Origin of the sequence: Bifidobacterium criceti (assembly GCF_002286935.1) — a bacterium.
Classification (GTDB): Bacteria; Actinomycetota; Actinomycetes; order Actinomycetales; family Bifidobacteriaceae; genus Bifidobacterium; species Bifidobacterium criceti.
The window spans coordinates 189,278-211,102 of sequence record NZ_MVOH01000017.1; the positions used below are offsets into that span (position 1 = coordinate 189,278).

Consider the following 21,825-nt stretch of genomic DNA (forward strand, 5'->3'; position numbering starts at 1 on the left):
GAACCCCGAAAATCCGAGGAACCCCGGGCAACGCAGGAAGCACACAAGGAAGAAGAAGAGAAGAGGAGCGACACAATGGCCGTGACGATCGACCTGACCGACGAACTGCGTGACATCCGCCACCATCTGCACATGCATCCCGAACGTTCGTTCGAGGAACACGACACGAGCGCGTTCCTCACATCGACGCTCGAACGGCACGGCGTCGACGTGCTCGCGAACCCGATGCCGACGGGCGCCGTCGCGCACATCGAAGGCGCGCATCCCGGACCCGTCGTCGGCTTGCGCGCCGACATCGACGCGCTTCCCGTGCATGAGGAAACCGGATTGCCGTTCGCCTCGCGCGCCGACGGCGTCATGCACGCGTGCGGCCACGACCTGCATATGACAAGCCTGCTCGGCGCCGTGTTCTGGCTCAACGCGCACCGCGACCTCATCCACGGCACGTTGCGCATCATCTTCCAACCGGCCGAGGAACTCGGTCGCGGCGCGCGCGCCGTCATCGACGCCGGGCTCGCCGACGGCCTCGACGCGATCATCGGCACACACAACAACCCGAACTATGCGCCCGGCACTCTCGCCGCCGGACCACAGCCGATGATGGCCGGATGCGTGCGCTTCCATGTGACGTTGCACGCCGAAGGCACGCATGGCGGCTACCCGCACAAAGGCACCGGGCCATTCGAGGCGATGAGCTCGATGATCCTCGCGTTGCAGACGATCGTGAGCCGCAACACGTCCCCGTTCCATCCGCTCGTCCTCTCGGTGACCGAAGTGCACGGCGGCGACGTGTGGAACGTCATCCCCGCCGAAGCCGGGTTCCAAGGCACGGCGCGGTACTTCCACCGTGAGGACGGCGACCTCGCGGCCCGAAGGTTCCGCCAGATCGTCATGTCGACGGCCGCCGCGTACGGCATAACGGCCGACATCGAATGGGACGATTTCCAGGCGCCGCTCGTATGCGACGCCGACCTCACCGCGCCCGTCGTCGAGCAGATTCCCTCCTACGCCGACCTTGCGCCGATCATGCCGTCGATGGCGGGGGAGGACTTCGCCGAATACGCGGAGGTGACGCGGCTCGTCTTCGCGTTCGTCGGCTCGAACGGCACGCCCGGCTGCGCGGACTGGCACAGCCCGCACTTCGTCGGCTTCGATGGGACGGTCGCGGCTGGCGCGGCGTTCTACGCGAACGCCGCGCTCACGACATTGCACACGCTCGCGGCCGAATGACGACGTGCACGGCGCTACACTTGGAGGGCATGAGCACACTACGTTTTGCACTCGCGCAGATCGACACCTGCGTCGGCGACCTTGACGGCAACGCCGAAAAAGTCCTCACCTACACGCGCCGCGCGCATGAAGGAGGGGCAGGCATCGTCGCCTTCCCCGAGATGACGCTCACCGGATACCCGATCGAGGACCTCGCGTTGCGCGCGACGTTCCGCAAGGCGGCATGGGACACGGCCAATGAGCTCGCCGCGACACTCGCGGACGAAGGGCTCGGCGATATGTACGTCGTCGCCGGCACGATCGGCACCGACCATGCGAACGGCAAACCACGCAACCGCCTCGTCGTGCTCCACGACGGCGTCGTCTGGGCTGGATACGACAAGCATTTCCTGCCGAACTACGGCGTATTCGACGAATTCCGCATCTTCTCGTCCGGGGATCGCCCCGTCGTGCTCGACATCGACGGCGTACGCGTCGGCGTCGCGATATGCGAGGACATCTGGCAGGACGGCGGCCCGGTCGCGGCCCTTGCGGACCTCGGCATCGATGTGCTCCTGACGATCAACGGCTCGCCGTACGAGGAAGGCAAGACGCATACGCGGTTCGAACTCGGCGCACGACGCGCGCGTGAAACCGGAGCGCCGATGATCTACATCAACCAGGTCGGCGGACAGGACGACCTCGTCTTCGACGGCGGCACATTCGTCATCGACACAGACGGCACACTCCTCGAGCGCTCCCCGATGTTCGTTGAGGACCTCTCATGGTTCGACCTCGACACCGAAGCCAAACACCAGCGCACGACGACGGTCGCCGACGACCTCGACCCGGATGCGGAAGTGTACATGGCGTGCGTCCTCGGCCTCAAGGACTACATGACGAAGAACGGCTTCACCTCGGTCACGCTCGGCCTGTCCGGAGGCATCGACTCCGCGCTCGTCGCCGCGATGGCCGCCGACGCCGCCGGAGGGGACGCCGTGTACGGCATCTCGATGCCGAGCATGTATTCATCGGACGGGTCGAAGGACGACGCCGCCGACCTCGCGGCGAACCTCGGCGCACACTACGACGTACAGCCGATCGAACCCCTCTTCGACGCGTTCCAGCATCAGCTGCACCTCGAAGGCGTCTCCGCAGAGAACCTGCAGGCGCGTATCCGCGGCGTCATCGTCATGGCCTACTCGAACTCGAAGGGCGCGCTCGCGCTCGCGACAGGCAACAAATCCGAGCTTGCATGCGGGTATTCGACGATCTACGGCGACGCCGTCGGCGGTTACGCGCCGATCAAAGACGTGTTCAAAACGAAAGTGTGGGCGCTCGCACGGTGGCGCAACCGCGCGGCCGCGGGCGGCATCGGCATCGGGGGACTGCGCGTCGTCGGCAACGAGGAAGGCGCGGCGGGCGTCATGCCCGAAGGGGGCGTGATCATCCCCGTCAACTCGATCGAGAAGGCGCCGAGCGCCGAACTGCGCCCCGGACAGAAGGACTCCGATTCGCTCCCCGCATACGCGTTGCTCGACAAGGTCCTCGAAGCCTACATCGAACACGCGCACGGACGCGCCGACCTGCTCGCCGACGGCTTCGACGAGCAGACCGTCGACACCGTCATGCGCCTCGTCGACCGCGCCGAATGGAAACGCCGCCAGTACCCGCTCGGACCGAAGGTGAGCGCGCTCGCATTCGGCCGCGACCGCCGTCTGCCGGTCACCGACGCGTTCCGCGAATAGCAGGATGCACACGTCGCCGCCGCGTACAGTGGAACACGGCGGATACAGCAAGCCATCATCAATGAACGACAGACAAGGAGCGTCACGATGAGCGAACCGCAGCAGTGGTATTACAATACGGCGACCGGGCAGGTCGAACTCGGCCCGCAGTCGCCGATGGAACACCGCATCGGGCCGTACCCGACGCGTCAGGCGGCGATGGACGCGTTGAAGACGGCCGCCGAACGCAACAAGAAGTGGGACGACGAGGACCGCGCGTGGAGCGATTGGGGATCGTCGAAATGACGTGCCGATGACGGCCACCGGGAACGGTGGTTCGTCCGATGGTGTCGACGGGGGTGCGGACGCCGATATGGCGTCCGCACCCCCGCGCCGTCTGCGGTCCGCGGAACATGGGGAACGTGGGGGAAGTGTGGGGGAGTCGTGGAGGGGAAGGATTCCGTCGTCGTCCCCTCGTGTGCGGAGGATGATGTGCGCGCTCACAGGACACATATGTGACGCGCATCACAATGGAAACGGGGGAATGTGAGCAAGGTCACGCGGTCCCGTGTGGGTTCGCTGATGACGAACGGTTATCATGGAACAGGCAACGACACGAAGAGGCGTCGCAACACAGAACCCCAAAAGGAGTGAACATGGCAGCAGTCGAGACAACCGTGGTCTCACCCGAAGAGATCAAGGAGAAGGCCTGGGAAGGCTTCGTCCCTGGAAACTGGCAGAAGGACATCGACGTCCGCGACTTCATCCAGAAGAACTACACGCCGTACGAGGGCGACGAATCGTTCCTCGCCGACGCGACCGACAAGACGAAGCACCTGTGGCAGTACCTCGACGACAACTATCTGTCCGTCGAACGCAAGCAGCGCGTCTACGACGTCGACACCCACACGCCCGCCGACATCGACGCGTTCCCGGCCGGGTACATCGACTCCCCGGAAGTCGATGACGTCATCGTCGGCCTGCAGACCGACGAACCGTGCAAGCGCGCGATGATGCCGAACGGCGGATGGCGCATGGTCGAACAGGCGATCAAGGAAGCGGGCAAGGAGCCCGACCCGGCGATCAAGGCGATCTTCACGAAGTACCGCAAGACGCACAACGATGGTGTCTTCGGTGTCTACACGAAGAATATCAAGGTCGCGCGCCACAACAAGATCCTCACCGGCCTTCCGGACGCGTACGGCCGTGGCCGCATCATCGGCGACTACCGCCGCGTCGCGCTCTACGGCGTCGACACGCTCATCAAGTTCAAGCAGCGCGACAAGGACGCGATCCCGTACCGCAACGACTTCTCCGAGACCGAGATCGAGCACTGGATCCGCTACCGTGAGGAGCACGACGAGCAGATCAAGGCGCTCAAGAAGCTCATCAACCTCGGCAAGGAATACGGCCTCGACCTCGCGCGTCCGGCGATGAACGCGAAGGAGGCCGTCCAGTGGACGTACATGGGCTATCTCGCCTCCGTCAAGAGCCAGGACGGCGCCGCGATGAGCTTCGGCCGCGTCTCGACGTTCTTCGACTGCTATTTCGAGCGTGACCTCAAGAACGGCACGATCACCGAGCAGGACGCGCAGGAGATCATCGACAACCTCGTCATGAAGCTGCGCATCGTGCGCTTCCTGCGTACGAAGGACTACGACGCGATCTTCTCCGGCGACCCGTACTGGGCGACGTGGTCGGACGGCGGCTTTGGCGACGATGGCCGCACGATGGTCACGAAGACCTCGTTCCGTCTGCTCAATACGCTCACGCTTGAGCATCTTGGACCGGGACCGGAACCGAACATCACGATCTTCTGGGATCCGAAGCTGCCGGAAGGCTACAAGGACTTCTGCGCGAAGATCTCGATCGACACGTCGGCGATTCAGTACGAGTCCGACAAGGAGATCCGTTCGCACTGGGGCGACGACGCTGCGATCGCTTGCTGCGTGTCCCCGATGCGCGTCGGCAAGCAGATGCAGTTCTTCGCCGCACGTGTCAACTCCGCGAAGGCGCTGCTGTACGCGATCAACGGCGGCCGCGACGAGATGACCGGTATGCAGGTCATCGACAAGGGCATCATCGAGCCGATCACGCCCGAAGCCGATGGCTCCCTCGACTACGAGAAGGTCAAGGCGAACTACGAGAAGGCCCTCGAATGGCTTTCCGAGACCTACGTCGAGGCGCTCAACATCATCCACTACATGCACGATAAGTACGCGTATGAGTCGATCGAGATGGCGCTGCACGACCGTGAGGTCTACCGTACGCTCGGCTGCGGCATGTCCGGCCTGTCGATCGCGGCCGACTCGCTGTCCGCATGCAAGTACGCGAAGGTCTACCCGATCTACAACAAGGACGCGAAGGACATGCCGGGCCATGAGTTCGAGTACGTCGAAGGCGCGGACGACGACCTCATCGTCGGCTACCGCACGGAAGGCGAATTCCCGCTCTACGGCAACGACGACGACCGCGCCGACGACATCGCGAAGTGGGTCGTCTCGACGGTCATGGGCCAGGTCAAGCGCCTGCCGGTCTACCGTGGCGCCGTCCCGACGCAGTCGATCCTGACGATCACGTCGAACGTCGAATACGGCAAGAACACCGGTTCGTTCCCGTCCGGCCACGTCAAGGGCACGCCGTACGCGCCGGGTGCAAACCCGGAGAACGGCATGGATTCGCACGGCATGCTGCCGTCGATGTTCTCGGTCGGCAAGATCGACTACAACGACGCGCTCGACGGCATCTCGCTGACGAACACGATTACGCCCGACGGCCTCGGACGTGACGAGGACGAGCGCATCAACAACCTCGTCGGCATCCTTGACGCCGGCAACGGCCACGGCCTGTACCATGCGAACATCAACGTGCTGCGCAAGGAACAGCTCGAGGACGCCGTCGAGCATCCGGAGAAGTACCCGCACCTGACCGTGCGTGTCTCCGGCTACGCCGTCAACTTCGTCAAGCTGACGAAGGAACAGCAGCTCGACGTCATCTCCCGCACCTTCCATCAGGGGGCCGTGGAGGACTGAGCGTGACCGGCGGTCACGCCGCTAGGCCCTGAACATCAGGGACTATGCTGGAAAGGGCGGGGCTTGTCCCCGCCCTTTCGTCATCTTCGTGTGGCAAGGACATGATTGGAGAGTCCGATGGACGAACAAACGGCATTCCGCTCAACGACGAGGCACATGCTCAAGGAATCGAAGGAATACACGAGCCAGACGCTCATGGGAGGGCTTTCGGGATTCGAGTCTCCTGTCGGGCTCGACAGGCGTGACCGCATCCGCGCCCTGAAGACGGGCGACATCGGCTTTGTGCACTCATGGGACATCAACACGTCGGTCGATGGGCCGGGCACACGCATGACCGTGTTCATGAGCGGCTGCCCGTTGCGCTGCCAGTACTGCCAGAACCCCGACACATGGAAGATGCGCGACGGCAAGCCCGTCTACCTCGATGCGATGGTCAAGAAGGTCGAACGCTACGCCGACCTGTTCAAGGCGACGGGCGGCGGCATCACGTTCTCCGGAGGCGAATCGATGATGCAACCGGCGTTCGTCTCGCGCGTGTTCCGTGAAGCGAAGCGCATGGGGGTGCACACGTGCCTCGACACGTCCGGCTTCCTCAACCGCAACTACACCGACGAGATGATCGAGGACATCGACCTGTGCCTCCTCGACGTCAAATCGGGAGACCCGGACACATACGAACGCGTCACGGGTGGCATCCTGCAGCCGACGATCGACTTCGGCAGGCGCCTCGCCGCGCACGGCAAGAAGATCTGGGTGCGGTTCGTGCTCGTGCCCGGCCTGACCGACGACGAGGAGAACGTCGACAAGGTCGCGAGGATATGCCAGTCCTTCGGCGACGCCGTCGAGCACATCGACGTGCTGCCGTTCCACCAGCTCGGACGCCCCAAATGGCATGAGCTGCGCATCCCGTATCCGCTCGAGGACCAGAAAGGGCCTTCGAAGGCGTGCAAGGACCGTGTGCGCGAGCAGTTCGAATCGTATGGGTTCCGCGTGTACTGAGCACCGCCGGGCAGGCGCAAGCGGACGAAGGCTGTCCGCATTCCGCTGCATCATGCGTTATGTGACATCGCATGAAACGAAGGAGCGCGCACGTGGACGCTGATCCGGTCCTGCAGACACAACCGCGGGAAGGTGTGCCGGACGTCATCGACACCGTCGCCGGCTATATGCGGTACTGCGAACGCCTCGCCGCCGCCGTCGGGCCGCTCGCCGCCGACGCCGAGCGCGCCTCGGGGTACCGCTACGGCCACGGCGACCGGCTCATCCAGTTCAAACGCGAAGGGGCGGGCATCGGCCTGCTCGACCCGGTCGCGCTCAATGCGCTCGACGTGGATTGGGATATGTTCAACGAAGCGGTCGCCGACGCCACATGGATCCTGCATGACGCGAAACAGGACCTTCCCGGCTTCGCCGACCTCGGTTTGCGGCCGATGCGCCTGTTCGACACCGAGATAGCGGCGCGCATGCTCGGGCTGCACCGCTATGGACTCGCCCATGTGACCGAGCATTACCTAGGCATCACACTTGCGAAGGAGCATTCGGCCGCCGACTGGTCGTACCGTCCGCTTTCCCGCGACCTGCGCTGCTATGCGGCGCTTGACGTCGAACTGCTCATCGACCTCGACGACGTCATGACACGCGACCTCATACGGCAAGGCAAGCTCGCATGGGCCGAAGAGGAGTTCGCCCACACGCTGCGCGAGAACCTGCGCCCACGGCGGCCGCATCCGGTGCCGTGGATGCGCATCTCGCACATCACCGACCTGCGCAACGAACCCCGCGCGCTCGGCATCGCGAAAGCGCTGTGGGAGCGGCGCGACGAGCTCGCGCGGCAGTACGACATCGCGCCGACGTTGCTGCTCCCGGATGCGGCGATCATCGAGGCGGCGCAGAGGAAACCGCACAACGCGGCGCAATTCCGCTCGATCCGTTCGCTCAACGAACGTGTACGCATCCAGCTCGGCAACGAACAGGACAAGATGTTCGAACGGTATGCGCCGATCCAACGGCGTGTCAAACCGCGCGTATGGAAGGAGACGATCCAGCAGGCGCTCGAGATGCCGGAATCGGCGCTGCCGGCGCCGCCGCAGGGACCGACAGTCGAGGAACGCGCGAACGCCCCGAAATCGATGAAACTGTGGAAACAGCACCATCCCGAGCGCTTCCGTCGCCTTCAGGCGTGCAGGGCCGCCGTCAACCAGATCGCCGAGGACGTGCGCATCCCGCCTGATATGGTCGTCAAACCGCAGATCCTGCGCAACCTGTGCTGGACCGACGATCCTCGGTCGCGCGACGTGGCGCGTTTCCTGCGCGACGAGGGCGCGAGACGGTGGCAGATCGACCTGTTGAACGCGTCGCTGACTCGCGTTATCATGTAAAAGTTGCCTTCGGGCGGACCATATGTACAACCATTTCAGGAGCTAAGCGTGAAAATCAGCGTCAGGAATCTTGAGCCTACCAAGGCCAAGCTCACCATCACCGTCGATCAGGATGAGTTCGATCCGTACCTCGACGAGGCTCGCAAGGAAATCGCCGAGCAGATCACCGTCCCGGGCTTCCGCAAGGGCCATGTCCCCGGCAAGCTCGTCGACAAGCGCGTCGGCTTCGGCGCCGTCGCCGGCGAAGCCGTGAACAAGGCGCTCCCGGACCTCTACTCCAAGGCCCTTCAGGAGAAGGACATCCGTCCGATGGCCCAGCCGGACATCGAAGTCGTCGAACTGCCGGAGAACGCCGATGACGATACGAAGCTCAAGTTCACGGCGACCGTCGAGCGCCGCCCCGACTTCGAGCTGCCCGAGCTCGGCGGCATGACGATCGCCGTCGAGAAGGACGAGGTCTCCGATGACGACGTCAACGAACGCCTCGAGATGCTGCGCCAGCGCTTCGCGACGCTCGTCGGCGTCGACCGCCCGGCACAGAAGGGCGACTACGCGAACATCGACCTGACCGCGCAGATCGACGGTGAGACCGTCGACTCGCAGGAGGGCGTGAGCTACGAGATCGGTTCGGGCACGATGCTCGACGGCCTCGACGAAGCCCTCGAAGGCCTTTCGGCGGGCGAGGAGACGACCTTCGAGTCGAAGCTTGAAGGCGGCGAGCACGAAGGCGAGACCGCGATCGTCAAGGTCAAGGTCAACTCCGTCAAGGCCGAGGAACTCCCCGAGCTCGATGACGACTTCGCGCAGGAGGCCTCCGAATTCGACACGCTCGACGAGCTCAAGGACGAGATCCGCAAGAACGTCGAAGCGGACGCCGAAGGCCGTCAGGCGACGAAGGCGCGCGACGCGTTCATCGAGACGATCGAGGCCGGACTCGACATCCCGGCGCCGAAGGGCGTCAAGGCGCACATGATCGAGCAGCAGCTGCAGAGCATGGGCACCGACAAGGACAAGGCGACCGACGAGCAGAAGAAGCAGGCCGAGGAAGAGGTCGACAAGCTGCTCAAGGACCAGATGGTCCTTGACGCGCTCGCCGAGAAGCTCGACGTCGAGGTCTCGCAGTCCGACGTCTTCAACTTCCTCGCCTCGATCGCCCAGCAGTACGGCATGGATCCGAACCAGTTCATCCAGGCCATCATGCGCAACGGCCAGATCGGTTCGGCCGTCGAGGAAGTCGCCCGTTCGAAGGGCCTGCTCGCCGGCATGCGCGCCGTGACGTTCACCGTCGACGGCGAACCGCTCGACCTGTCCGCGTTCCTCGGCTCCGATGACGCGGCCGCCGAGGTCGACGAGGACGAATCCGTCGCCGCGGCCGCAGCGGCGGCAGCCGTCGCCGATTCGCTCAACACGGGTGACGAGGCCGAAGCCTGATTCCACCTGTGTCATGGCGCGGCGCGCCATCGTATGACCATCCTGATGCCCCGCATCCGCGTACAGCGCGGATGCGGGGCATCGGCTTGTGGCGTAACGTCGATCTCGGGAGGACAGGCATCATGGAGGACATGGACATGAACGTCACCGCAGGGCATTTCGACAACGATGAGGCCATGGCGGCCGACTTGCGCGCCGACGACGCCGATCCCGGGCGCAGGCCCATCGTGTCGCGTGCCGTCGCAATCGTCGTATCCGTCGTTGTGCTCGGCGCCTTGACCGGCGTATGCGCTGGCCTGCTCACGCTGCTGCTGTATGCGATTGAACACGCCGCGCTCGGCTTCGTCGAATCGCCCGAACTGCCCGGTCCGTTCCTGACCCATCCGTTGCGACGCGCGGCCTCGCTCATCGGCGGCGCCACCATCGCCGCCGTGCTTTGGTGGCTGTTGCGCACACGTACGACGCGCGTGCCATCCGTCCGTCAGGCCGTGTCGGGCGCGCTCATGCCGGTGTGGCAGACGGTATGCCACGTGCTGCTGCAGATCGTCATCGTCGGCTGCGGGTTGTCGGTCGGCCGTGAGGTCGCACCGCGCGAGCTCGGCTCGATGCTTGCGCAGCGCGTATGCCGGTGGACCGGGCTGCACGCGCGCGACCTGATGAACGTCATCGCGATAAGCGCCGGCGCAGGCCTCGCCGGTGTCTACAACGCGCCGCTCGCGGGCGCGTTCTTCGCGATCGAGATCCTGCTCAAGGATGTGACGGCCGCAACCGTCGCGCTCTCGTTGCTGTGCTCAAGCCTCGCCGCATGGGTCGCGACACTCGTCAAGGGGACGCATACGTTCTATGTCATCGGCCATGTCGACGCCCATTTCACACCGGACCTGTTCGCGTTCGCGCTCGTCGTCGGCGTGCTTGCCGGTCTGTGCGGCGCACTGTTCCGAGCCGGGGCGCAATGGGCGGAACGGCGCAAGGCGCAAGGCGCCGCGATCCTGTGGCAGCTTCCCGCCGCGGGCGCCGTCACGGCGCTCGTCGCGGTATGGGTCCCACAGGTCATGGGCAACGGCCGTGCGACGGCGCAGATGGGGTTCTCCGGGCGCGCGGAGCTCGTCTACATCCCGCTCCTGCTCATCTCGTTCCTCGCGAAGGCCGTCGTCACGTTGATGACGATCCGCGCGGGCGCTTCAGGCGGCGTGCTCACGCCAGGCATCGCGCTCGGCTCGTCGCTTGGCTGCATGCTCGGCATCGTCTGGCTGCTCATGTTCGGCACGAACTCGATCGGCGTCTACGCGCTCCTCGGCGCATGTGCATTGCTTGCCGCGTCACAGAACGCACCGCTCATGGCGATGACACTCGTCATGGAACTCACGGAAGCGCCAAGCAACCTGTACGTCCCGGCCGCGTGCGCGTGCGCGGTATCGGTCGGTACAGGACTGCTCGTCGCACGCGTGCGTGCGCGCAGGCGTGCGGCCGCACGGGAATAGAACGGGAATAGAAACGGTCCGCCGTCGTTTGAACGAAGTACTGTGACTGTTCAAGGACACACCAATGAAGGAGACAACGTGAGTACCCTACTTACGCCGACGATGGACGACGGCGCGATGCCGGCGGGCCCCGCCGATCCGATCTTCAACCGGCTGCTCAAGGACCGCATCATCTGGATGGGCGAAGAGGTCAAGGACGATATGGCGAACCGCATCTGCGCGCAGATGCTCATGCTCGCCGCCGAGGATCCGAAGAGCGACATCTGGCTCTACATCAATTCCCCGGGCGGTTCGATCACGGCCGGCATGGCGATCTACGACACGATGCAGCTCATCGAACCGGACGTCGCGACGGTCGGCATCGGCATGTGCGCGTCGATGGGACAGTTCCTGCTGAGCTCCGGCACGAAGGGCAAGCGGTTCCTCACGTCGCACGCGCGTGTGCTCATGCACCAACCGTCGGGTGGCATCGGCGGCACGACGACCGACGTGCGCATAAGCGCCGAGCTCATCATGAACATGAAGAAGACGCTCGCGGAACTCACGGCGGAACAGACGGGACACACCGTCGAGGAGATCTACCGCGACAACGAATACGACCACTGGTTCACCGCGCAGGAGGCGCTCGAATACGGCTTCGTCGACAAGCTCGTCTCGACGCACGACACGATGAACACGGACAAGGAGTGAGCATGGCATCCGAGGAAGCGAAATTCGTCGCACGCGCCGAACGACTCGCCGGGCCGCGTGGCGTGGCCGGCTTCGTCGCCCCGAGCGCACGCTACATCGTGCCCGAGTTCGAGGAGAAGACGCCGTATGGTTACAAGCGGCAGAATCCATACACGAGGCTCTTCGACGACCGCATCATCTTCATGGGCGTCCAGGTGGACGACACGACGGCCGACGACATCATGGCGCAGCTGCTCGTGCTCGAAAGCATGGACCCGAACCGCGACGTCATGATGTACATCAATTCACCTGGCGGCTCGATGACGGCGATGACGGCGATCTACGACACGATGAACTACATCCAGCCGGACGTGCAGACCGTATGTCTTGGCCAGGCTGCGTCCGCGGCGGCGATCCTGCTTGCGGCGGGCACGAAGGGCAAACGCCTCATCCTGCCGAACGCGCGTGTGCTCATCCACCAGCCGGCGATCGACCAGGGCTTCGGCAAGGCGACCGAGATCGAGATCCAGGCCAAGGAGATGCTGCGCATGCGCCAGTGGCTCGAGGACACGCTCGCGAAGCACACCGGGCAGCCGATCGAACGCATCCGCAAGGACATCGAGGTCGACACGTTCCTCACGGCCGCCGAGGCCAAGGAATACGGCATCGTCGACGAAGTGCTCGAACCGCGTGGCGCGAAGCGCCCGGACGCGGTCTGACATGATGGGCGGCCGTGGCGATGGGAATCCCACGGCGCCTGATATGACCCATAAGGCGGTGGCGCGCCCCTTCCGAATCACCGGATGGGGCGCGCCACCGCCATTGTGCGGCGCGGGCAATCGTTTGGCGCCGCTATGATGGTCACGGCGGCGCGGGAGCGCCGTGACGGCGCACGGATCAGCGGACGGTGGTGGACATGGGACGGGTCATCAGCTATAACGACGGCACACAACGGTGTGCGTTCTGCGGCAAAAGCGAGCTCGAGGTGAACCGGCTCGTCGCGGGCGCGGGTGTCGCGATATGCGACGAATGCGTCGCGCTGTGCGTCGAGATCATCGCCGACGAACAGGCGAAGGACGCGAAGCTCGAAGTCATGAAACTGCCGAAGCCGGCGCAGATCAACGCCGTGCTCGACGAATACGTCATCGGGCAGACGTCGGCGAAACGCACGTTGAGCGTCGCCGTCTACAACCATTTCAAACGCATCCAGATCGAGAAGGCGAGACGCGCGCGGCGCACGCCGGACGGCGACATGCAGTTGAGCGAGGGCGCGCGGCGCATCATCGACCCCGATGACGACGTGGACGTCGCGAAATCGAACATCCTCATGCTTGGCCCGACGGGTGTCGGCAAGACCTACCTCGCGCAGACGCTCGCGAAGGCGATGCAGGTCCCGTTTGTCATCGTCGACGCGACGACGCTCACCGAGGCCGGCTATGTCGGCGACGACGTCGAGACGGTGCTCCAACGCCTCATCCAGGCGGCCGACGGCGATGTCGAACGTGCGCGCCATGGCATCATCTACATCGACGAGATCGACAAGATCGCGCGCAAAAGCGGCGAGAACACGTCGATGACGCGTGATGTCTCCGGTGAGGGCGTGCAGCAGGCGCTCCTCAAGATCATCGAGGGGACGGTCGCGAATGTGCCCGTCGACGGCACGCGCAAGCACCGTGAGGCGCAGACGGTGCAGATCGACACGCGCGACATCCTGTTCATATGCGGCGGCGCGTTCGTCGGCCTCGACGACATCGTCGCGGCGCGCCTCGGACGCCACACGAGCGGCTTCGGTGCGCCATGGCGTGACACGGGGGACGAGCGCGCCGAACTGCTCTCGCGCGTGTGCGCCGACGACCTTGAGGATTTCGGGCTGCTGCCCGAGTTCATCGGTCGTCTGCCCGTCGTCACCGTGCTCGACGAACTCGACGCCGACGACCTCAAGGACATTCTGACGAAACCGGCGAACGCGCTCACGAAGCAATACAGCAGGCTCTTCGCCGTCGACGGCGTGACGCTCACGTTCACCGACGACGCGATCGCGCGCATCGCGGACATATCGCTCACACGTGGCACAGGCGCGCGTGGATTGCGCTCGATCATCGAACGTACGCTCGAGGACACGATGTACGAGGTGCCGGGCGATGACGGCGTGAGCGAGGTCATCGTCGACGCCGACGCCGTCGATGGCCTGCGCCCCCCGCGCATCATCGGCGCCGAACGGCGTCCGTCGTTGCGGATCGAACGGCACGGCGCATAACGCATGACGGAAGTGCCCGAATACGAGACATCATATGCGACACGCCGATGATTTGTAGAAACGGTGAAAGCGATGTATCTTATTCGAGTTGCCGAAAACAAGCAATATGCGCGAGTAGCCCAGCGGATTAGAGCAGCTGACTACGGATCAGCAGGTCGCAGGTTCGAATCCTGTCTCGCGCACTTGGCCGTTGCAGTGGAGACGTGCAAACGTCGGTCACTTCGGATGCAACGGTGCTGCGCGAGTAGCCCAGCGGATTAGAGCAGCTGACTACGGATCAGCAGGTCGCAGGTTCGAATCCTGTCTCGCGCACAGCAAGCCCTTGGCCGCGCATGCGACCAAGGGCTTCTCCAATTTCCACGATTCCGTCCGCAGCCGTAACACAGCCGCGTTAGGCTGGGCGTACCACGGCGCCGCGCGTACCACCACCACACCCACCGGTGCGTACGGCGGCATCCTTTTTTCCAGAGACGATGGAGGAGTACGACCCATGTTCGATTTCGAGACACGCCCCGAACGACGGCACACGACATCGATCAAATGGAGACTCATCGAGGACGAGCTCGGCGAGGGACACGACGACGTCATCGCGATGTCGGTCGCCGATATGGAATTCGTTCCGGCACCGCAGATCGTCGACGCGATCGTCGACGCGGCGCGCAATGACGTATTCGGATACGACTATGCGACCGACGACTACTACGACGCCGTCATCGGTTGGATGCGCCGACGGCACGGCCTTGACATCGACCGACAGTGGATCCGCCTGTCCGATGGCGTCATGCCCGCAATCAATACGGCGTTGCGCGCGTTCACGCATCCGGGGGACACGATCGTCATCCAACGGCCCGTCTACTATCCGTTCACCGACGCGGCGCGCAACAACGGACTGACGATTTCGAACAACGCACTCGTCTACGACGATGCGGCGCACACGTACACCATCGATTTCGACGACCTCGCGAACAGGCTCGCGGATCCGCGTTGCACGGCTATGCTGCTGTGCAACCCGCACAACCCCGTCGGACGCGTATGGACGGCCGACGAACTGCGGCGCATCGGCGACCTGTGCATCCGGCATGACGTGCTGCTGCTCGTCGACGAGATCCATGCCGACTTCACACGTCCCGGACATCCGATGACGATGTTCGGGATGCTTGGCGAGCCGTATGCGAGCCATGCGATCGAGTTCACGGCACCGACGAAGACGTTCAACCTCGCCGGTCTGCTGTGTTCGAACGCGTTCATCCGCGACGCGCGCATGCGCGAACGCTACGATACCGCCGCCGCGAACATCGGCGGCCTCACCGTGAGCCATTTCGGACTCGTCGCGTGCATCGCCGCATACAACGATGCCGAAGCGTGGTTCGATGCGCTCCTCGATGTGCTCGAACGCAACCGCGCCGTGCTCGACCGTTTCGCCCTGACGCATCCATGGATGACCGTCGTCGAACCCGAGGGCACCTATCTCGCATGGGTCGACATGCGGGGGATCGGATTGCCCGATGCCGACGCCCTATGCGCGTTCATGCGCGAGCGCGCCCGCGTCTATTGCGATGAAGGCGCGCTCTTCGGACCCGAGGGCGCCGGATTCGAACGCATCAACCTCGCATGCCCGACGCCACTGCTCGAAGAGGTGCTCGCACGCATCGACGCGGCGGTCGCGACACTCGGCGAGTGAATGACGGGTGCGCGCCGGCGCGGAACGTCAGGAACCTGTGAACAAGCACCGCCGCGGGATGCGACATGCACCCGTTGCGGCATAATGGAAACGTTTGTGCAACATGCATGGGCACACCCGTCCGGCTGGGTGCCCATGCACACCGCGGCCATGGCCGCATCGATGGGAGGCATGATGGGTGAGCATTCGACGGGGCCGTGGGCGGCGATCAGAAGGGTTGCGGCATCGGACCGCATATCCGGCCTCATCATGCTTGGATTCGCGCTCATGGGACTCGTGCTCGCGAACGTGCCCGCGACGGCCGCATGGTTCGAGCATCTGTCGCATGCCGAGCTCGGCATCCCCGGCACGAACATCTCGATGGGCATCGGGCACTGGGCGCAGGACGGCCTGCTCACAATATTCTTCCTTGTCGTCGGCCTTGAACTCAAGCAGGAGCTCACGACCGGTTCATTGTCCAACATCCGCGCGGCGGCCGTGCCGATGCTGTGCGCGGTCGGCGGCATGATCGTCCCGCCGGTCCTGTTCATCGCCGTCATCGCGTTGTTCTCCCGCTATGGCGCGGGCGACCCGGGGAGTCTGCTCATCGCGAACGGTGCATCGTTCCCGTTCTCCGAGGCGTCGCATGGCTGGGCGATTCCGACGGCGACCGACATCGCGTTCTCACTCGCTGTGCTCGCGCTGTTCGCGAAGGCGCTGCCCGGTTCGATCCGTGCGTTCCTGATGACGCTCGCGACCGTCGACGATCTGCTCGCGATCATCCTCATCGCCGTGTTCTTCTCCTCGCTCAACGCGTGGTACTGGTTCGTCGGGATCGCGGTGTGCGCGCTTGCATGGTATTTCCTCGTGCGCATGAGGAAGGTGCGTTGGTTCGGCGTCGCGGTCATCGGAGTGCTGTCATGGGTCATGATGTACGAGGCGGGCGTGCATCCGACGCTCGCGGGCGTCCTCGTCGGCCTGCTCACACCGGCGCGTGCGATGTATGGGGAGCGTGACGCGCGCGCCGAACGGTACGCCGACAAGCTCCAGCCGTTCTCGGCGCTTCTCGCGTTGCCGATTTTCGCGTTCTTCGCGACGGGCGTGCATTTCGACGCGATCACGCCGATGCTGCTTGTCTCGCCGGTCGTCATCGGCATCATCGTCGCGCTTGTCATCGGCAAACCGCTCGGCATCATGGCCGTCGCCTGGTGCTCGACGCATCTCGGTTCGCTCAGGATGCCGAAGGGGCTGCGTGTACGGGATATGTTCCCGGCAGCCGTCGCATGCGGCATCGGCTTCACCGTCTCGTTCCTCATCGCGTCGCTCGCCTATAGGAACGCGGAACTGTCCGCCGAAGGCCGCTTCGGCGTCCTGCTCGCCTCGCTCATCGCGGCCGCGGTATCCGGTGTGCTGCTGAGCCGGCAGTCGAAACGCTTCGAACGTGCCGCCGCGGACGCGGGAACCGCCGGACGGGATGCGCAACAGGACGCGGGCCGTGTCGAGACCACGCTCGCCGATGGTACTGTTGTGCTCAGCCAGAGCATAGGAGGCGGCAAACGAAAGGAGCCCACCGATGGCGTCGCAGCGGACACCGGAACATCAGCACGACGGACACGGACACGAGGAGGCGAACGGCCTCGGCGATGACGTGACCTGGAATGGTCAGGAGGATGCCGGATCGCCACTCGGAGCGACCTACCGCCAAGGTGCGGTCCTGCTGCGCGGCCAGATGATCCCTGATGAGAGCACAACCGAACGGCTCCTCAAACCGGACGCGTCGGTCGATTGGCTGCACCGCGACCCATGGCGCGTCCTGCGCATCCAGGCCGAGTTCGTTGACGGGTTCGGTTCCCTCGCCGATCTGGGACCCGCCGTGAGCATCTTCGGATCGGCGCGCATCCAGCCGGACGACCCCACGTATAAGGCGGCGTTCCGGATGGGATCGCTCATCGCTCAGCGTGACATCGCCGTCATCACGGGCGGCGGCCCCGGCATCATGGAAGCGGCGAACAAGGGCGCCGCGATCGCCGGCGGCAAATCGGTAGGGCTCGGGATCGAGCTGCCCCACGAGCAGGGCATCAACGAATGGGTCAACCTTGGCATGACGTTCCGGTATTTCTTCGTGCGCAAGACGATGTTCATGAAATACTCGCAGGGCGTCATCGTCTGCCCGGGAGGTTTCGGCACGCTCGACGAGACCTTCGAGGCGCTCACGCTCGTGCAGACGCACAAGGTCGCGCGCATCCCGATCGCGCTGTATGACACATCGTATTGGCAGGGGCTCTTCGATTGGATCAACGGCACCGTCAAGGACCGTGGCCTCATATCCGGGCTCGACCCGTCGCTTGTGACGATGACCGATGACGTCAAGGAGGCGGTCGCCGTCGCGACGTCGCAGATCGGCTGATGCCGCCTCACGACACTTACAGCAGCGTCGCGATGAGCAGGCCGTCGCCGGCCGGCGTCATCGCGCTCATGAACCGTTCGTCATCCTCGACCTGTTCGAGCAGCGTACGCATGAGCACGGCCTTCTCGCCGCGGTCGGCCGGATTCGTCAGGCCGCCTTTCGCATGCGGCGCATGCATCGCGAGCGCGTCGGTGAACACGACGGCGCCGCCTTTCCTGAGCAGCCGTGGCGCCTGGGCGAGGACCGGCATGTAGTTCGACGCGTCGCCGCATACGACGATGAGGTCGTAGTCGTTGCCGTTGAGCCGTTCGAGGAACACGGCGGGGGATGCGTTCACGGCGCGCAGCGTCGTGCGCGTCGTGTCGTCGATGTCCGAGAAGAACGCGCGGATCGCCGCGCTGCCGACCGCGGACGGGTCGACGGCGGTGAGTTTGCCGGTCCCGGCGAGGCCGTCGATGAGTTGTGCGGTCTCGACGAGTGCGCCGGTGCCGACGATGATGACCGACGTCGCTTTCGTCATATGTGCGAATGCGCGCAGCAGGAACCCCTCCGACGCGGCGCATGGCGTCAGGTCGGCGCGGCGTGCGATGTCGCGTGCGTCGCGGACGCGTTGCGGTTCGCGCGCCGCCTCATGGTCCTCGATGCAGACCCACGCCTTTGCATGGTTGTCGTATGTGCGTTTGTCCATCATGTCCGTTGCCTACGCCTCACGTTCCTTGACCTGTGCGATGAGCTGCCATATCTCCTCGCCGACGTCGATGCCGACGGGGCATTCGCGGGAGCATGCGCGCACCGATTGGCATGCTTGGATGCCGTCCGCCGTATCGATCGCCTCAAGGCGCTCATAGGTGGCCTCATCGCGCGAATCGTTGACGAACCTTGCTTGGTTGATGAGCGCCGCCGGTCCGACGAACGCCTCGCCGCCCGCATACACGGGGCACGCGCCTTCGCACGCGCCGCATGTGATGCATGTCGTCAGGACCTCGTATTTCGCGAGCTGCTCGGGTGTCTGCAGGAAGGGGAGCACGTCCACGCCGCCGTCTTCGGTCGTCGCGAGGGTGCCGTCGGCGATGAGGTAGGGCTTGAGTCGTTTGATCTGTTCGAGCATCGTGTCGATGTCGGCGATGAGGTCGCGTTCGACGGGGAACCCCGGCAATGGGGCGAGCTCGATGATCCCGAGGCCGCCCGGCTGCGTCCCGTCCTCGCCGGTCTGCATACGCGGGGCATCGCCGTCGCCGGTGCGTCGGAACCCTTCATCGTCGACGGATGGCGGCTGCTGGGCCCAGTCGGTGATCTTCGCCTTGCACAGCAGTGTCGGGGTGCCGTTGACGGCGGCGGCGTCGGATCCGCACATGCCGTGTCCGCACGAATAGCGGAACATGAGTGTCGGATCGATTGTGCGTTTGACCGTCAGCAGACAGTCGAGGATCGTCTCGTCACCGCGCACGTCGAGCGTGTAGTCCTGCGTCCATTGCCTGCCGCGCGGTCTGCGGACCGGGCGTGACGCGGCGTCGCCGAACGGCGACGACTTGCGCGCGAACGGGCTGCCACCGCGCGCACGGTCGCGTTCGCGCGCGGGTTTGGGGGAGAAGCGGTGCACGCGCAGCGTGACCGTCGTCCCGGATGTCGCTAGTTGAGCCATGGATTGCCTTTCATGCCTGTTCCACTATAGCCGTCATGCGATGTTCAGTATGCGCGGGCACCGGGTTCGATGTCGACGATGTGCACCGGCTCATGCAGGACGGGCGCTCCTGCGGCCGTCATCGAGTGCATGAGCCATGCCTCATCGTCACGGTCGGGGAAATCGGTGCGCATGAGCGATCCGCGCGATTCGTGACGCGCGTCGGTCGCGGCGAGCACGGCCTCGGCGAGACGAACCAGATGACGCGCCTCCCAGACCGCTGTGATCTCCTGGTTGAACGTGCGCGCGTCGCTGTGCAGGCGAAGGTGACGCGCACGCTCGGCGATCGGTCCGCTGATGACGACCTGCGCGCGTTCGATCGAGCCTGCGTCGCACAGCACTGCGATCCCACGCTCCATCGCCTCGGACAGGTCAGTGATGACACGGTACGCGTTGTCGTCGTCCGTCGCGTCGCCATCGCCGCGTTGGATATCCGTGGCTTGTTCGATGAGCGTGTCGATGTCGCCGTCGCGCGCCGTCTTCGCGGCATCGAGCGCTTCGTCGAGCACCGGGTCGGACGGCGTGCCGGCGTCGACCGGGTCCGCGGCGACGCGGGATGCGACGGCCTGTCCGGCACGTGTGCCGAAGAGGCACGCGTCGAGGAGCGAATTGCCGCCGAGACGGTTCGCGCCGTGCACGCTCACACACGCGCATTCACCGGCCGCATACAATCCTTCGACGGTTTTGCGACGCTCGCCATCCCAGACATAGACCTCACCATCGGTCGTCGTCGGGATGCCGCCCATCGTGTAGTGGGCGGTCGGTTTGACAGGCACCATGTCCTTCGACGGGTCGAGGCCCGCGTACCGTTCGATCGTCTCGACGACCTGGGGGAGCGCCTCACGCATCCTGACGGGGGCGATCGCGGTCATGTCGAGCCAGACGCAGTCCTTGGGACCCTGCGGGTCGCGCGGATCGGCGATGCCGCGCCCCGCGTCGGTCTCACTGCGGATCGCACGGCTGACGACATCGCGTGCGGCGAGGTCCGCATGTCCCGGCGCATAGGCGGCCATGAACGCCTCACCGTCGGCGTTGCGCAGCACGCCCCCTTCGGCGCGCGACGCCTCGGACAGCAGGATGCCGGTGTGGGCGAGGCCTGTGGGATGGAACTGGACGAATTCGATGTCCTCGAGCTGCAGGCCGGCGTCGAGTGCGAGCGCCATGCCGTCGCCCGTCAGGTCGTATGAATTGGATGTCGTATGGAACAGGCGTCCGGCACCGCCCGTCGCGATGACTGTGTTGCGCGCCGCGACCGCATGCGTGGCGCCGCTGTGCGTGTCGAACGCGATGACGCCGGCGCAGCGTCCGAGCGTCCCGTCGAGGACGAGGTCGGTCACATACCATTCCTCGGCGAACTCGACGCCTTCGTGCACGCACTGCTGCCACAGCGTATGCAGGATCTGGTGGCCGATGCGGTCGGCCGAATAGGCGGCCCGTTTGACGGGCTTGTCGCCGTACTCGCTTGTATGACCGCCGAAGCGGCGCTGCGCGATGAGTCCGTCCGCGGTGCGCGAGAACGCGACGCCGTCGCGTTCGAGGCCGATGACGGTCTTCGGCGCGTCTTCGGCGAGCAGTTTCGCCGCGTCCTGGTCGACGAGCCAGTCGCCGCCCTTGACTGTGTCGTAGTAATGCCAGCGCCAGTCGTCCGGCTCCATGTCGCCAAGGCTTGCGGCGATGCCACCTTCGGCCGAGCCGGTGTGCGAACGCAGCGGTTGGAGCTTCGAGATGACGAGGACCTTCGGCTCGACGCCTGATGCGCGCATGTCGCGCATGGCTTCGCTCCGGTAGAATCCCAGCGCGGCGGACAGCCCTGCCGCCCCGGCGCCCACGATCACGGCGTCGTATTGTTCTTCGATGTGCTTCGGGGTCATATCCGGTATTGTGTCACAAGGC

The 21,825-nt window shown here is 64.9% G+C and carries 17 protein-coding genes and 2 tRNA genes; 16 read left to right on the forward strand and 3 right to left on the reverse strand.

Features of this window, described 5'->3' with window-relative positions; genetic code table 11:
- The first annotated feature begins 75 nt into the window (after nucleotides 1-75).
- The 16 genes from B1526_RS08155 to B1526_RS08230 all read left to right on the forward strand — a co-directional run bounded on the left by B1526_RS08155 (nucleotide 76) and on the right by B1526_RS08230 (nucleotide 18,251).
- Nucleotides 76-1,230 carry a M20 metallopeptidase family protein gene (locus B1526_RS08155; RefSeq protein ID WP_095615545.1) on the forward strand — a complete coding sequence of 385 codons (1,155 nt, stop codon included), beginning with the start codon at nucleotides 76-78 and terminating at the stop codon, nucleotides 1,228-1,230.
- A 29-nt stretch (nucleotides 1,231-1,259) separates the two neighbouring features.
- Nucleotides 1,260-2,957, forward strand: coding sequence for an NAD+ synthase (locus tag B1526_RS08160; RefSeq protein WP_095615546.1), 1,698 nt, complete (start codon nucleotides 1,260-1,262; stop codon nucleotides 2,955-2,957).
- An 87-nt stretch (nucleotides 2,958-3,044) separates the two neighbouring features.
- Nucleotides 3,045-3,242 (forward strand): hypothetical protein, encoded by a 198-nt coding sequence (locus B1526_RS08165; RefSeq protein ID WP_095615547.1) that lies wholly within the window; start codon nucleotides 3,045-3,047, stop codon nucleotides 3,240-3,242.
- A 350-nt stretch (nucleotides 3,243-3,592) separates the two neighbouring features.
- The gene (gene pflB / locus B1526_RS08170) at nucleotides 3,593-5,968 is read left to right on the forward strand and encodes a formate C-acetyltransferase (RefSeq protein ID WP_095615548.1); all 2,376 of its coding nucleotides are present in this window, start codon (nucleotides 3,593-3,595) and stop codon (nucleotides 5,966-5,968) included.
- A gap of 117 nt (nucleotides 5,969-6,085) precedes the next feature.
- A complete protein-coding gene (gene pflA, locus B1526_RS08175) occupies nucleotides 6,086-6,967 on the forward strand; it encodes a pyruvate formate-lyase-activating protein (RefSeq protein ID WP_095615549.1) in 882 nt (293 codons plus the stop codon).
- Between the two features lie 71 nt (nucleotides 6,968-7,038).
- Nucleotides 7,039-8,346 carry an HRDC domain-containing protein gene (locus B1526_RS08180; RefSeq protein ID WP_095615550.1) on the forward strand — a complete coding sequence of 436 codons (1,308 nt, stop codon included), beginning with the start codon at nucleotides 7,039-7,041 and terminating at the stop codon, nucleotides 8,344-8,346.
- Between the two features lie 48 nt (nucleotides 8,347-8,394).
- Nucleotides 8,395-9,777, forward strand: coding sequence for a trigger factor (tig, locus tag B1526_RS08185; protein WP_095615551.1), 1,383 nt, complete (start codon nucleotides 8,395-8,397; stop codon nucleotides 9,775-9,777).
- A 122-nt stretch (nucleotides 9,778-9,899) separates the two neighbouring features.
- Entirely contained in the window at nucleotides 9,900-11,258 is a 1,359-nt protein-coding gene (locus tag B1526_RS08190; protein ID WP_235607111.1) for a chloride channel protein, read from the forward strand.
- 102 nt (nucleotides 11,259-11,360) lie between these two features.
- Nucleotides 11,361-11,948: an ATP-dependent Clp protease proteolytic subunit gene (locus B1526_RS08195; protein ID WP_095613891.1), complete on the forward strand. Its 588-nt coding sequence runs from the start codon at nucleotides 11,361-11,363 to the stop codon at nucleotides 11,946-11,948.
- A 2-nt stretch (nucleotides 11,949-11,950) separates the two neighbouring features.
- Nucleotides 11,951-12,646 (forward strand): ATP-dependent Clp protease proteolytic subunit, encoded by a 696-nt coding sequence (locus B1526_RS08200; protein ID WP_095615552.1) that lies wholly within the window; start codon nucleotides 11,951-11,953, stop codon nucleotides 12,644-12,646.
- Between the two features lie 197 nt (nucleotides 12,647-12,843).
- Nucleotides 12,844-14,184: an ATP-dependent Clp protease ATP-binding subunit ClpX gene (clpX, locus tag B1526_RS08205; protein WP_095615553.1), complete on the forward strand. Its 1,341-nt coding sequence runs from the start codon at nucleotides 12,844-12,846 to the stop codon at nucleotides 14,182-14,184.
- A gap of 108 nt (nucleotides 14,185-14,292) precedes the next feature.
- A tRNA-Arg gene (locus tag B1526_RS08210) sits at nucleotides 14,293-14,366 on the forward strand.
- Between the two features lie 56 nt (nucleotides 14,367-14,422).
- A tRNA-Arg gene (locus B1526_RS08215) sits at nucleotides 14,423-14,496 on the forward strand.
- Between the two features lie 178 nt (nucleotides 14,497-14,674).
- Nucleotides 14,675-15,865, forward strand: a complete 1,191-nt coding sequence (locus B1526_RS08220) for a MalY/PatB family protein (RefSeq protein ID WP_095615554.1) — start codon at nucleotides 14,675-14,677, stop codon at nucleotides 15,863-15,865.
- A gap of 171 nt (nucleotides 15,866-16,036) precedes the next feature.
- Nucleotides 16,037-17,491, forward strand: coding sequence for a Na+/H+ antiporter NhaA (gene nhaA / locus B1526_RS08225; protein WP_407641017.1), 1,455 nt, complete (start codon nucleotides 16,037-16,039; stop codon nucleotides 17,489-17,491).
- On the forward strand, nucleotides 17,418-18,251 hold the full coding sequence (locus B1526_RS08230) for an LOG family protein (protein WP_095615555.1): 834 nt from the start codon (nucleotides 17,418-17,420) through the stop codon (nucleotides 18,249-18,251). Before nhaA ends, B1526_RS08230 begins: the two co-directional genes overlap by 74 nt.
- 16 nt (nucleotides 18,252-18,267) lie before the next feature.
- Here B1526_RS08230 and B1526_RS08235 read toward each other — a convergent pair whose 3' ends face one another.
- The 3 genes from B1526_RS08235 to B1526_RS08245 are packed head-to-tail and all read right to left on the reverse strand — an operon-like array spanning nucleotide 18,268 to nucleotide 21,803.
- Nucleotides 18,268-18,939 carry an O-methyltransferase gene (locus B1526_RS08235; protein WP_095615556.1) on the reverse strand — a complete coding sequence of 224 codons (672 nt, stop codon included), beginning with the start codon at nucleotides 18,937-18,939 and terminating at the stop codon, nucleotides 18,268-18,270.
- Nucleotides 18,940-18,951: 12 nt separating this feature from the next.
- Complete coding sequence (locus B1526_RS08240) at nucleotides 18,952-19,893, reverse strand: succinate dehydrogenase/fumarate reductase iron-sulfur subunit (protein ID WP_095615557.1); 942 nt, start codon at nucleotides 19,891-19,893, stop codon at nucleotides 18,952-18,954.
- A 44-nt stretch (nucleotides 19,894-19,937) separates the two neighbouring features.
- A complete protein-coding gene (locus tag B1526_RS08245) occupies nucleotides 19,938-21,803 on the reverse strand; it encodes an FAD-binding protein (protein WP_095615558.1) in 1,866 nt (621 codons plus the stop codon).
- Nucleotides 21,804-21,825 lie beyond the last annotated feature (22 nt).